The organism is Mesorhizobium sp. M3A.F.Ca.ET.175.01.1.1, assembly GCF_004791945.1.
Taxonomy (GTDB): Bacteria; Pseudomonadota; Alphaproteobacteria; order Rhizobiales; family Rhizobiaceae; genus Mesorhizobium.
This window is the reverse complement of the sequence record NZ_SRTP01000001.1, coordinates 24,471-36,925: the sequence shown is the minus strand read 5'-3', so window position 1 is coordinate 36,925 and position 12,455 is coordinate 24,471. Positions and strand designations below refer to the sequence as shown.

The following is a 12,455-nucleotide window of genomic DNA, read 5'->3' as shown; positions in this document are numbered from 1 at the left end:
GGCTACTCCTGTGGCCGGCCGGGCTCGAAATATCTGCCCGGGAATTCGATGCCCATGTTGCGCAGGTCCTCGAGGAAGCGCGGGCGGATGCCTGTCGCTTCGAAATGGCCGATGATCTTGCCGTCGGCCTCCATGCCGGTGCGCACGAAGCGGAAGATCTCCTGCATCTGGATCACGTCGCCTTCCATGCCCGTCACCTCTGCGACGCTGGTCACCTTGCGCTTGCCGTCGGAGAGGCGCGTCAGCTGGACGATGATGTCGAGGGCGCTGGCGATCTGGCTGCGGATCGACTGCACCGTCATCGGCATGCCGGTCATGCCGAGCATCTGCTCCAGTCGCGAGATCGCATCGCGCGGCGTGTTGGCGTGGATCGTCGCCATCGAGCCTTCATGGCCGGTGTTCATCGCCTGCAGCATGTCGAATGCTTCCTCGCCGCGGCATTCGCCGAGGATGACCCTGTCGGGGCGCATGCGCAGCGCGTTCTTGACCAGGTCGCGCTGCTTCAGCTCGCCGTGGCCTTCGATATTGGCGGGTCGTGTCTCCATGCGCGCGACATGCGGCTGCTGCAATTGCAGCTCGGCGGCGTCCTCGATGGTGATCAGGCGCTCGTCCTCGGGAATGAACGCCGACAGCGCATTGAGCATCGTCGTCTTGCCGGTGCCGGTGCCGCCGGAGATGATGGTCGTCTTGCGGGCATGCACGGCCGCCGCCAGCACCTCGGCCATGTTCTGGGTGATGGCGCCGAATTCGACCAGCTTGTGCAGGCCGAGCTTGTTCTTGGAGAATTTGCGGATCGACACCAAAGGTCCGTCGACGCCCACGGGTCGGATAGCCGCGTTGAAGCGCGAGCCGTCGAGCATGCGCGCGTCGACCATCGGCTGCGATTCATCGACTCGCCGGCCGACCGCCGCAACGATTTTGTTTATGATTCGAAGCAGATGCGCCTCGTCCTTGAACGGGATATTCACCTGCTGCAGCTTGCCGCGCCGCTCGACGAAACAGTTCTGGTGGCCGTTGATCAGGATATCGTTGATCTCGGGGTCCTTGAGCAGCGGCTCCAGCGGACCGAGGCCGACCATTTCGTCGACGATGTCGTCGACCAGTGCTTCGAGCTCGGCGGTGTTGATCGCCATCCGCTCCTGGCGCGTCTTTTCGGAGACGAAATCGTGCACCTGGCGGCGCATCTCCTCTTTCGGCAGCCGCTCCAGCGCGACGAGGTTGATCTCCTCGAGCAGCATGCGGTGGATGCGCACGCGCGCGTCGAGCACCTTGTTGGCGCTTTTTGCCGGGGCTGCTTCCGGTTTTGGCGCCGCAGGCTTGCGGGTCGTCGGAATGACCACGGCGTGATGCGTGACGGGCATCGGTTCCGGCGGCCGCTGCGGGCGCGCGTCACGGTTCTGCAGGGTGGAAAAGCGGCTGCTCATCCTGCCTTCCTCTTCAGCAGGCCCCTGCCGAGATCGAACAGCGATTTCGACCTGGTGGTCGTCGCGACGGCCTCTTCGGGCAGGATGATCTTCTTCAAGTCGTTGACGACATTGGCATTGGGATCGATGTCGTGCAGCGGCACGCCACGGTCGACAGCCTCGCGCACCAGCCGGTAGTTGTTGGAGATGCCGCCGACGAAATGCTCGCCCAGGATCTCCTCGACGTCCGCCTGCTTGATGCCGCTGTCGAACATCTTCTGCTCGAAGCGGTTGACGATGACATTGGGCTTCACTTCCTTGCCGGCGGTCTCGTAGATCGCCTGGATGAGGCGCTGCGTGTGGCGCAGGCACGGCACGGTCATCTCGGCAACGATGTAGAGCTTGTTCGAACCGAGCAGCACCGTCTCCGTCCACGGGAACCAGGTGCGCGGCATGTCGATGACGACATTGTCGAAATACGCCGAGACCAGGTCGAGCATGCGCACCACGACATCGGTCTTGAACGAGCGCATTTCAGAGGGGCGCGTGGGTGCTGCCAGCACGCAAAGCCCGCTCGCGTGCTTGGAGAGCATCACGTCGAGCAGCTGCCGGTCGAGGCGCTCCGGCTGGTTCTCGATTTCGGTGATGTCGAAGCGCGGCTCCAGATCGAGATATTCCGCGCAGGCGCCCTGCTGGAAGTTGAGGTCGACCACGCAGGTCGAGGCGCCGCGCGTTACCGAATGGTGCAGCTGGAACGCCGTCTGCAGGGCCAGCGTCGTGGTGCCGACGCCGCCGGCGGCAGGCATGAAGGTATAGATCTGCGACTCGGTGTTTTCCTCCCGACCCGGCCCCTGCAGCGCCCGGATGACCGAGCGCACCAGATCGGCCGTGGTGATCGGCTTGACGAGGAAATCGGCGACCTTGAGCTGCACCAGGATGCGCACCGCGGCCGCGTTGAACTCCTGGGTGACGACCACCACCGGGACCCGGCCTTCGAGCCGCCGCATGATGCGCTGCAGCGACTCGATCTCCTCGAGCTTGGCCGCATCCATGTCGACGATGACGGCGCCGAAATCGGTCTCCTGGACCTCGCCGCGAAGCTCGTTGACGCTCTTGTCCACCGTGAGAAGCTCGATGACTTCTGAGGCAGCGAAGGCCGTGCGCGTGTCCTGCAGGAACGCCCTGTCGGTCGACGCGAGTAGGATCTTCTTGGTCTTGGTGCCCGATGCCATGGTCGTCAGCCCATCAATTGGATGTCGTCGATGCCGACGCCTGAGCGCTCTGTGCGCCGGCCGCCTGGGCGGCGGAACTCGTCGTGGAACTGCTGCGCTGCGCCGGCACCAGTAGCCTGGTGTTCTGAACGCCGTTCTGCCAGGGATCCACCATCTGCAAGACGGTGTTGGACGCCTGCGCGTTGCCGGCCGCCGGCGTCACCCCCTCGGTTCGCACATAGTCGTCGCTGGTGCAGCCGACGAGAAGGCCGATGGACAGGAGCGCAATGGAAACGAGCGGGCGCATCAATCAATCCTTCGGCAGGTCGAGGAAATGACCGGACGTGGTGGCCGCCACCGGGCGCGCAGCACTGCCGTCGGCGAATGCCATCGGCTTGTTGGCGTCCGAAGCCTTCACCTCTTCGGTGTTGTTGAGGAAATAGTCGGCGTTGCTGGGAGGCTGGGTGCCGTCGGTCGGCTCGACCATCTTCTTCGAGGGGTCGACCGGCTTTACCAGATAAGGCGTGACGATGATCACCAGGTCGGTCTCGCGCCGCTGGTAGGATTTGGAGGAGAACAGCGGACCCAGGACCGGCAGCTTGCCGAGGCCCGGCAGGCGTGAGGTGGTGATGTCGTTTTGCGACTGCAGCAGACCCGCGATCATGAAGCTCTGGCCGTTCTTCAGGTCGATCGAGGTCTTGGCGCGGCGCACGATGAAGGCCGGAATGGAAATGCCGCTGCTGACCTCGATGGAGGCGGAGGGATCGATCGAGGACACTTCCGGTGCGATGTCCAGGCTGACCAGCCCGTCCTTCAGAACGGTCGGCGTGAAGTCCAGGCCGACGCCGTATTTCTTGTAGGTGACGCTGATCTTGCCGTTGTCCTCGGAGACCGGGATCGGGAATTCGCCGCCGGCAAGGAAGCTCGCGGTCTGGCCGGAGCGGGCGATCAGGTTCGGCTCGGCCAGCCGTCGGGCCAGGCCGCGCTCCTCAAGCGCCTTGATGGCGATGTCGATCGACACGCCGTTGGACAGCAGCCGGCCGATGATCTCGCCGGTGCCGGCCGTCGGCACAGTGCCGGGATCGATGACGACATCGCGGCCGCCGAGGCCGACGGCGAAGTTGGCGCCGTATTTGGCGCCCAGATCCTGCCCGGCCTGGCGATTGATCTCGACGAAGCGGACATTGAGCTGCACCTGCTGCGAAGACGAGATGTTGACCGAGTTGATCACCTCTTCATTGCCGGAGAAGCGCGAGGCGATCTTGCTGGCCTTGTCGGCCGCGACCGCATCTTCGGCCTGCCCCGACAGCACCACCCGTCCATTGGCGGACCCGACCTTGATGTTGGCGTCAGGCACGCTGGCGCGGATCGTGTTGGCCAACTGCTCGGTATCCAGCGTCACCTCGATGTCGATGGTGCCGACGAGCTGCTTGTTCTGGTCGAATAGCGCGATGCCAGTGGTGCCGAGATTGTTGCCCAGCACATAGAAGGACTTGTCGGTCAGCGGGTTGACGTTGGCGATCTCCGGATCGCCGATGACGATCTGGTAGAAGGCCGCGCTGGTCATGATCGTCTTCGGCTTGCCCTTGGCCACCTTGATGGAGGCGTTCTTGGTCGCCGAGACGTAGACGACGTCGTTGTTTGCCTCGGCCGGCGCGCCGAATGCAAGCATTCCGGCGGCCGCCAGGAAGGCCCCCGCTGTCATTGCGCGCAGAAGGCGCAGCCCTCTCGTCGTCCGCTTTCCATTCAACACAGGCATTGTCCCGTCCCCGGCCGGTCCCCACCGGCTATTGTTCTTGTTCCTTGGAAGGAACCTCGTATTCCTCGGCTTGCCTGGCAGGAACCTTGTATTCCTCGGCCTTCGTGCCGCGCGTGACGATGATCGTGCGGAACGTCGGCTTCTCCGGCTCCTTCACCACGGCATCGATCACGGAACCGGCCGCAGTCTGCGCCTTGGCCGCCACCGAGCCGCCGAAGGAGGAGATGGTGGTGATCTCGCTGTTGCTGGCGCTCGCGTCGGCGGCGGATCGCAAGGACAGCGACAATGAGCCGACGGTGCGCGCCAGCGCCACCTTTTGCGCCCCTTCATTGGTCACTTCGATGGTCACCGAATTGGCGACCTTCGGCTCGGTCTTGCGCTCGTCAGCGCCCTGCCCGACCGAAAGCACCTTGGCGTCGGAGACGACGATCTCGGAGGTGACCGTGGATCCGGCCGCCCCCTGTGCATTCTTGGCCACTTCCTGGATTTCCCCGGCATCGCGGGTCAGCACGACATCGACCCGGTCGCCAGGCGTGATGAAGCCGCCGACGCCTGCGATTTCGTCCGTGCGGATGGTGACGGCCCGCATCCCTGGCGAGAGCATGTTGGAAAGCGTCGCGCGCCCATTCGGCCCTGACAGTTTGGCGAGCAGCACCGGCTCGTTGACTTCCATCGGCGACAGAACCACGCGGCTGCCATCGGCTAGCAGCTTGTCGATGGTGGGAAAGGCGCCCTGCGGCAGGGAATCCTGCGGCCACGGGATCTCGGTGAGCTGGGATCGGCCGAGTTCCATGCCGTAGCGCAGCGGCGCGCTCGCCACCACGATGGTCTTGAATTCGACCTTGGGTTCCTGTGGCGATGGCACGGAGACCACCCTGACCTCGGACTGGGCTTTTGCCTGGCTTTTGACCCAGAAGTCCGCGGCAAAGATCGAGATCGCGCCGAACACGGCGGCGATACCGATCATGGTTATGGCCCTGCCCCTCACAATGAAACCCCTGACGCCCCGTGGTCTTTTGCTTGTTGCACTTCACGTTAGGCATCATTGTTAAAGAATCAGGAATCCGACGGTGTGCGGAGCGCCCTATTTCCGGCGGCTTGGTTATCGAATGGTTTTAGAATAAGAGAGACTTTGAACCCTGAACGGAACAGGAACTCGTTCGCCCGCCAAAAGCGTGGCAGTATCGAGCAGTGATTCGCAGTACCGGACTTAATGGCCAGCATGGACGACACCAGCGATCTTTTCGGCAATCGTGAGAAGCAGCCGCAGCAGGTGCGGGCGCCGTCGCGCCCGGCCGATCCGCTGGTGCAGGCCGCCAAGCGTTCGAGCGCCGCCCGCGACAGCAGCGACAGCTACAGCGCCGCCGATATCGAGGTGCTGGAGGGCTTGGAGCCCGTCCGCCGGCGGCCCGGCATGTATATCGGCGGCACTGACGACAAGGCGATGCACCACCTGTTCGCCGAAGTCATTGACAATTCGATGGACGAGGCGGTTGCCGGCCACGCCACCTTCATCGACGTCGAGCTGTCGGCCGACGGCTTCCTGACAGTCACCGACAATGGCCGCGGCATCCCGGTCGATCCGCACCCGAAATTCAAGAAGCCGGCGCTCGAAGTCATCATGACGACGCTGCATTCGGGCGGCAAGTTCGACTCCAAGGTCTATGAGACCTCCGGCGGCCTGCACGGCGTCGGCGTCTCCGTGGTCAACGCGCTGTCGGATCACCTCGAGGTTGAGGTCGCGCGCGGCCGTCAGCTCTATCGCCAGCGCTTCTCGCGCGGCATTCCGGTGAGCGGGCTGGAGCAGCTCGGCGAGGTGCACAACCGGCGCGGCACCAGGATCCGCTTCCATCCCGACGAGCAGATCTTCGGCAGGGGCGCCGCCTTCGAGCCGGCGCGCCTTTACCGCATGACGCGCTCGAAAGCCTATCTGTTCGGCGGCGTCGAGATCCGCTGGACCTGCGACCCGTCGCTGATCAAGGAAAAGGATCAGACGCCGGCCAAGGCAGAGTTCCATTTTCCCGGCGGCCTGAAGGACTATCTCAAGGCGACGCTGGGCGACGAGTTCCAGGTCACGCGTGAGGTTTTCGCCGGAAAAAGCGACAAGCAGGGCGGCCACGGCTCGCTGGAATGGGCGGTGACCTGGTTCGGCGGCGACGGCTTCCTCAACTCATACTGCAACACCATCCCGACCGCCGAAGGCGGCACGCACGAGGCCGGCTTCCGCAATGTGCTGACGCGCGGCCTGCGCGCCTATGCCGACCTCATCGGCAACAAGCGCGCCTCGATCATCACGTCGGAAGACGTCATGATCTCGGCGGCCGGCATGCTGTCGGTGTTCATCCGCGAGCCGGAGTTCGTCGGCCAGACCAAGGACAGGCTGGCGACGATCGAAGCGATGCGCATCGTCGAGACCGCGATCCGCGACCCGTTCGACCATTGGCTGGCCGACAATCCGCAGGAAGGCTCCAAGCTTCTGGAGTGGGTGATCGCTCGCGCCGACGAGCGCGTGCGCCGTCGCCAGGAAAAGGAAGTTTCGCGCAAGACCGCTGTGCGCAAGCTGCGCCTGCCGGGCAAGCTCGCCGACTGCACCCAGAATGCCGCCGCCGGTGCCGAACTGTTCATCGTCGAAGGCGACTCGGCCGGCGGTTCCGCCAAGCAGGCACGCGACCGCGCCAGCCAGGCAGTGCTGCCGCTGCGCGGCAAGATCCTCAATGTCGCCAGCGCCGGCAACGACAAGCTTGCCGCCAACCAGCAGATCTCGGATCTGATCCAGGCGCTCGGCTGCGGCACGCGTTCGAAGTATCGCGACGAAGACCTGCGCTACGACCGCGTCATCATCATGACCGACGCCGACGTCGACGGCGCGCACATAGCCTCGCTCCTGATCACCTTCTTCTTTCAGGAAATGCCGAATCTCGTTCGCGGCGGCCATCTCTACATGGCGGTGCCGCCGCTCTATTCGATCCGGCAGGGCGGCAAGGTCGCCTATGCGCGCGACGATGCGCACAAGGACGAACTGCTGCGCAGCGAATTTACCGGGCGCGGCAAGGTGGAGATCGGCCGCTTCAAGGGCCTGGGCGAGATGATGGCCTCGCAGCTCAAGGAAACAACCATGGACCCGAGAAAGCGCACGCTGCTCAGGGTCGATGTGATCGATGCCGAGGACGCGACCAAGGACGCCGTCGACGCGCTGATGGGCACCAAGCCCGAGGCGCGCTTCCGCTTCATCCAGGAACGCGCCGAGTTCGCCGAGACGGACGTGCTGGATATCTGAGCGCCGACCGGTCCATAACAGGCTCCGCGACGGAGACTTGGACGTGACCTGGACGCGGCTGAAAGAGCTTGCCAAGACACCGCTCAACGGACTGACGCAGCCCACGCGCTCGGACTGGATCTTTGCCCTGCGCACGGTTTCGGCAGGGCTGATCGCGCTGCTTGCCGCCTACGCCCTCAAGCTCGACCATCCGCAATGGGCGATGATGACGGTGTTCATCGTCGCGCAGCCCGTAGCCGGCATGGTGCTGGCGAAAGGCTTCTATAGGCTGCTCGGCACGCTGGCCGGCGGCCTTGCCGCCGTCGGCATCACGTTGCTGTTCGGCACCAATCCCTGGCTGCTGGTGACGATGCTGGCGCTTTGGATCGGCGTCTGCACGCTCGTCTCGTCCCTGCTGCGCAATCCGGAGGCCTATGGCGCCGCCCTTGCCGGCTATACGGCCATGATCATCAGCTTGCCGGCCTTTGGGCAGCCGCATCTCGTCGTCGATCTCGCCGTCGCCCGCTGCGCCGAAATCGTGCTGGGCATCGTCTGCGCCGGCGTCACCAGCCGTCTGATTCTGCCGAAGCTGGCGGCCGACGCCATCATATCCAGGCTGAAGCGCAGCATCCTCGATCTTGCCGAGTATGCGGGAGGCGCGTTTTCGGGCGGCGTTCCAGCAACCCTCGCCGCCCTGCAGCGCAAGCTGATCACCGATGCCCAGACGCTCGCCGAGATGCGCACCTATGCGCGGCTGGAGGCGCCAAGCTTCGCCACGCGCGCCCATCCGGTGCGGCGCACCATCGGCCAGCTTCTGTGGGCACTCTCCGCGGCCCGCGCGCTGCATACACATGCCGCGCCGAAGAACGCCGCGCTCATCCCTGTGCGCAGCGAGTTGAAGGCCTTGGTCGGCGAACTGGCGGCGACGGACGCGCTCGACGACACCGCCCGTTGGGTGGCGCGGCTCGATGCGATCGCGGCCAAGGCGCTGGAGACGCCCACCACGCCTGCCGATCCCGGCGAAGACAGGGTCGGCACCATCACCCGCCTCACCATCGCCGCCGATTTCGCCCAGGCGCTAAGCCAGGTGATGCGTGGGCTGGACGCGCTTCGCTCTCCCGTCGCCAAGCCTTCCCGCGGGCGGCGGCAGCCGGCGCTGGTGGTGCACCGTGACTATCACGCCGCCTGGCGCAATGCCGTGCGCGCCGCCCTCGCCACGCTTCTGGTGACTGCCTTTTGGCTGACGACCAAATGGTCGGAAGCCGCCGGCACCGTCATTCTCGTTGCCGTCGTCTCGAGCCTGTTCGCGTCGCGTCCCGATCCGGTCCAGTCGGCCTGGGGCTTCTTCACCGGAACGGTGCTGGCGTTGCCCTTTGCCTTTCTCGTCGGTCAGATCGCCCTGCCGGCGCTGCCCGGCTTTGGTTGGTTCGCGCTCTTCGTGGTGCCGATCATGGTGCCGGCCGCGCTCGGCATGGCCACTCCGCGCCATGTCGGCGTCGCCACCGCCTTCGCCATCAACTTCCTCGCCTTCCTCAGCCCACATCAGTCGATGACGTACAACCCCGGCCCGTTCCTCGCCGGATCGGCCTCGATCCTGGTCGGCATCCTGATTGCCATCGGCGTCTTCATCGCCGTGCTGCCGGCCGACCCTTGGGGCACCGTGGAGCGCATCTTGCAGGCGATGCGCGAGGACCTGGCGCGCCTTTGCCTGCATGAGCGCATTCCCCGGCGTTCGGCCTTCGAAAGCCTTGCCTACGATCGGATCAACCAGTTGATGCCACAACTGCAGCGAACCGGCCGAAAAGGCGATCCGATTTTGGGCGGCAGCATCGCAGCCGTCACCATCGGGCTGGAAGTGCTGCGGCTGCGCCAAGCGCAAGCGAACGCCGCGGTGCCGCACGAAACGGTCGAATCCATCGGCACCTTCCTGCGCGGTCTGGCGCGCGAACTGCTGTTCAGGCGGCAAGGCGAGCCGCAGACTGCGATCATAGCCGTGGCAAGGCAGTACGCGGCCGGCATCGCCGATCGCAGCGACCGGCCCGAAATGCTGCAGGCCGCGGCCTCGCTGCGCATTATCGCCGCGGCGATGGAGGACTATCCGGACTTCTTCGCCAAACCAATCCCGGGAAAAACGTGAAACGGTTAGCCTCGGCGCCTTCGGCGTAGCCCCCCGTCCTGAATTGCGTCAACAAAGTGACAGGGCCGAGCCTGACGGCTACGCCGCCGCTATGGCGAGGGCATGGCCGCGCGCGTTCTCGCGCAGCGCGTCGAGGTGGATCGACTTCACCAACCCGACCAGATCGCCCTCGGCCGATTGCCCGCCGAGTTCCTTCAGCATCAGCCAACTCACTTCCTGCACACCGGCGACGCGCTTGCCATTGGCGACCTCGCGCCAGACCTTCAGCGCGCGCAGGATGATGCCATGCGTGGCGGCGGCGAGGCCGGCGCTGCGGAACAGCGCTTGCAGCGCCACGTCATGCCCACCCGCCAGCAGCGCTCTCACCCGCTGCTCGGATTGCTGGGCCAGCGCCACCAGCGCCGAGCCGAAGAAATCCACCTTGCCATGGGCGATGGTGCGGATGATGAAGCTTGCGGTGAGATCGCCGCGCAGCCGCAGATGCTCGATGAGCGCGCCATGTTCCTCCGCGCGCGTACCCTCGATCAGGGTCACGGATGCCTTCACGCAAGCGTCGCGCGTCACCCGGTCGGCGCGCGCCGCGCCCATCAACGCCAGAACCAGCGGCGAACCCTTGAGCGTCTCGCCGAGCTTGACCAGCAGCATGTGCCGGCAGTCGGCGGGGAGCCGCGCATCGGCAATCATCGCCTCGCGCACCAGCGGCAGGTGGCCATGCCGTTCGGCCATGCGGCGAAAGCTCAGCGAGGCGATGTCGGCACCGCTGTTGGCGATCAGCGCGGCGCAGGCCTCCGGCTCGCCGATCTCGGCGATCGCGGCAGCGAGCGGCATCGAGACGACCGGGCGGTTGGCGATCAGCTTCTGCGTCGCCTTCCGGCCGCAGGCGACGCGATCGATGAGGTCGGCATCTGTAAGCAAGGGCGAGCGGGCAAGGACGAGCGCGGCCACTTCCGGCTGGTCGGAAGCCAGCGCGCTGATCACCTGCAGCGGCGCATGATGGCTCATCGACAAGGCTTCGGCGAGGGCCTGGCGAACCTTCGACGAGGCATCGTCGAGCAGCAGCGTCAGCGCCGCCTCGGCCGCACACCGGTCCTCGAACGGCAGGTCGGAATTGATGTAGGCGCGGGCTAGCGCGCTTGCGGCGGCAGCGCGCTCCGAGACCCTAGCCGTATCGATCCACCTCAGAAAATGCGAAACAACCATGCGGTCTTCTTGCGCCCCTTGCCGGAAGTCCCCGACCCCAATGGAAACGGTATGCCGGAAATGGTTTACGAACCGTTCACGATGTTTATTAACTGGCTTGCGGGGGCGACGGGCAGCGCTTATCCAACGCTGACCAGCGGAGGAAACGACATGGCCGGGCTTTACCTCGAGGAGTTCGTCGTCGGTCACACGTTCCGGCACACCCTGCGCAAGACCGTCACCGAGAGCGACAATATGCTGTTTTCGGTGATGACGCTGAACCCGCAGCCGCTGCACATCGATTTCGACTTTGCCGCGAAAAGCGAATGGGGCAAACCCCTGGTCAATTCGCTGTTCACGCTCGGCCTCATGATCGGCATTTCGGTGAACGACATCACTGTCGGCACCACGGTTGCCAATCTCGGCATGAAGGAAACGGTGTTTCCGCACCCTGTCTTCCATGGCGACACCATCCGCGTCGAGACCACGGTTGTCTCGACGCGCGAATCCAAATCGAAGCCGGACCGCGGCATCGTCGAATTCGAGCACCGCGCCTATAACCAGGATGATGTTCTCGTCGCCAAATGCACAAGGCAAGCGATGATGCTGAAGAAGGCCGCCTGATGCGCTCGCTGCTTTTCGTGCCTGGGGATTCGGAACGCAAGCTGGAAAAAGCATTCGGATCCGCCGCCGACGTGGTCATCGTCGACCTCGAGGATTCCGTCGCCTTCGCCAACAAGACAGCGGCCCGCGCGGTTGCAGCAAGTTTCATCTCCGGCCAAAGACGGCAGACAAGCTCAGCCATTTATGTGCGGGTCAACGACCTGTCGACCGGCCTGACCGACGACGATCTTTCGGAGCTGGTTCCGGTGAGGCCCGACGGCATCATGCTGCCGAAGTCGAACAGTGGTCAGGATGTCCAGCAGCTCGCGGCAAAGCTCAGGGTGCATGAAGCCGAACACGGTCTGCCCGACGGAGGGATAAGAATCCTGCCGATCATCACCGAAAGCGCCGCCGGTGTGCTTGCGGCGGCGAGCTATGCCGGAGCAAGCGCGCGCCTGTCCGGGCTGACCTGGGGCGCCGAGGACCTGTCGGCGGCAATTGGCGCACGCGCGGCACGCGACGAGAACGGGCACTACACTGACGTTTTCCGGCTGGCGCGCGCCATGACCATCCTGGCGGCGGGAGCGGCGGAAATCGTCGCTGTCGACACGATCTTTCCCGATTTCCGTGACATGGCTGCGTTGGAGGCCGAATGCCGCGAGGCCGAACGCGACGGCTTTACCGGCAAGATGGCGATCCACCCCGCGCAAGTGCCGGTCATCAATGCCGTCTTCACCCCCTCGGCCGAGGCGATCGAGCGTTCGCGGGCGATCGTCGACGCCTTTGCGGCGGCCGGGAATCCCGGTGTGATCGGCATCGACGGCAAGATGTATGATCGGCCGCATCTTCGTTTGGCCGAACGGCTGCTGGCTCGCGCCAGGGCCGCGGGCATGTCTGCGTGAATCCA

The 12,455-nt window shown here is 64.9% G+C and carries 10 protein-coding genes; 4 read left to right on the top strand and 6 right to left on the bottom strand.

The window, feature by feature from the left end:
• Positions 1-2: 2 nt before the first annotated feature.
• The 5 genes from EN818_RS00190 to cpaB form a co-directional block, all read right to left on the bottom strand.
• Entirely contained in the window at positions 3-1,424 is a 1,422-nt protein-coding gene (locus tag EN818_RS00190) for a CpaF family protein (RefSeq protein ID WP_095807232.1), read from the bottom strand.
• Complete coding sequence (locus tag EN818_RS00185) at positions 1,421-2,635, bottom strand: response regulator/pilus assembly protein (RefSeq protein ID WP_095807231.1); 1,215 nt, start codon at positions 2,633-2,635, stop codon at positions 1,421-1,423. The genes EN818_RS00190 and EN818_RS00185 overlap by 4 nt, the downstream gene beginning before the upstream one ends.
• A gap of 13 nt (positions 2,636-2,648) precedes the next feature.
• On the bottom strand, positions 2,649-2,921 hold the full coding sequence (locus tag EN818_RS00180; protein ID WP_095807278.1) for a hypothetical protein: 273 nt from the start codon (positions 2,919-2,921) through the stop codon (positions 2,649-2,651).
• Between the two features lie 3 nt (positions 2,922-2,924).
• Positions 2,925-4,286: a type II and III secretion system protein family protein gene (locus EN818_RS00175; RefSeq protein WP_245454757.1), complete on the bottom strand. Its 1,362-nt coding sequence runs from the start codon at positions 4,284-4,286 to the stop codon at positions 2,925-2,927.
• 115 nt (positions 4,287-4,401) lie between these two features.
• Positions 4,402-5,340 carry a Flp pilus assembly protein CpaB gene (gene cpaB / locus EN818_RS00170; protein WP_095807229.1) on the bottom strand — a complete coding sequence of 313 codons (939 nt, stop codon included), beginning with the start codon at positions 5,338-5,340 and terminating at the stop codon, positions 4,402-4,404.
• A 255-nt stretch (positions 5,341-5,595) separates the two neighbouring features.
• Between cpaB and parE the strand changes: the two genes are divergently transcribed.
• Positions 5,596-7,650, top strand: a complete 2,055-nt coding sequence (parE, locus tag EN818_RS00165; RefSeq protein WP_095807277.1) for a DNA topoisomerase IV subunit B — start codon at positions 5,596-5,598, stop codon at positions 7,648-7,650.
• Positions 7,651-7,693: 43 nt separating this feature from the next.
• Positions 7,694-9,766: an FUSC family protein gene (locus tag EN818_RS00160; protein WP_095807228.1), complete on the top strand. Its 2,073-nt coding sequence runs from the start codon at positions 7,694-7,696 to the stop codon at positions 9,764-9,766.
• 78 nt (positions 9,767-9,844) lie between these two features.
• Here EN818_RS00160 and EN818_RS00155 read toward each other — a convergent pair whose 3' ends face one another.
• Complete coding sequence (locus EN818_RS00155; RefSeq protein ID WP_095807227.1) at positions 9,845-10,966, bottom strand: DUF2336 domain-containing protein; 1,122 nt, start codon at positions 10,964-10,966, stop codon at positions 9,845-9,847.
• 150 nt (positions 10,967-11,116) lie between these two features.
• Here EN818_RS00155 and EN818_RS00150 point away from each other — a divergent pair, with 150 nt between their 5' ends.
• Positions 11,117-11,569, top strand: a complete 453-nt coding sequence (locus EN818_RS00150; RefSeq protein ID WP_095807275.1) for a MaoC family dehydratase — start codon at positions 11,117-11,119, stop codon at positions 11,567-11,569.
• On the top strand, positions 11,569-12,450 hold the full coding sequence (locus tag EN818_RS00145) for a CoA ester lyase (protein ID WP_095807276.1): 882 nt from the start codon (positions 11,569-11,571) through the stop codon (positions 12,448-12,450). The genes EN818_RS00150 and EN818_RS00145 overlap by 1 nt, the downstream gene beginning before the upstream one ends.
• The last annotated feature ends 5 nt before the right edge of the window (positions 12,451-12,455 follow it).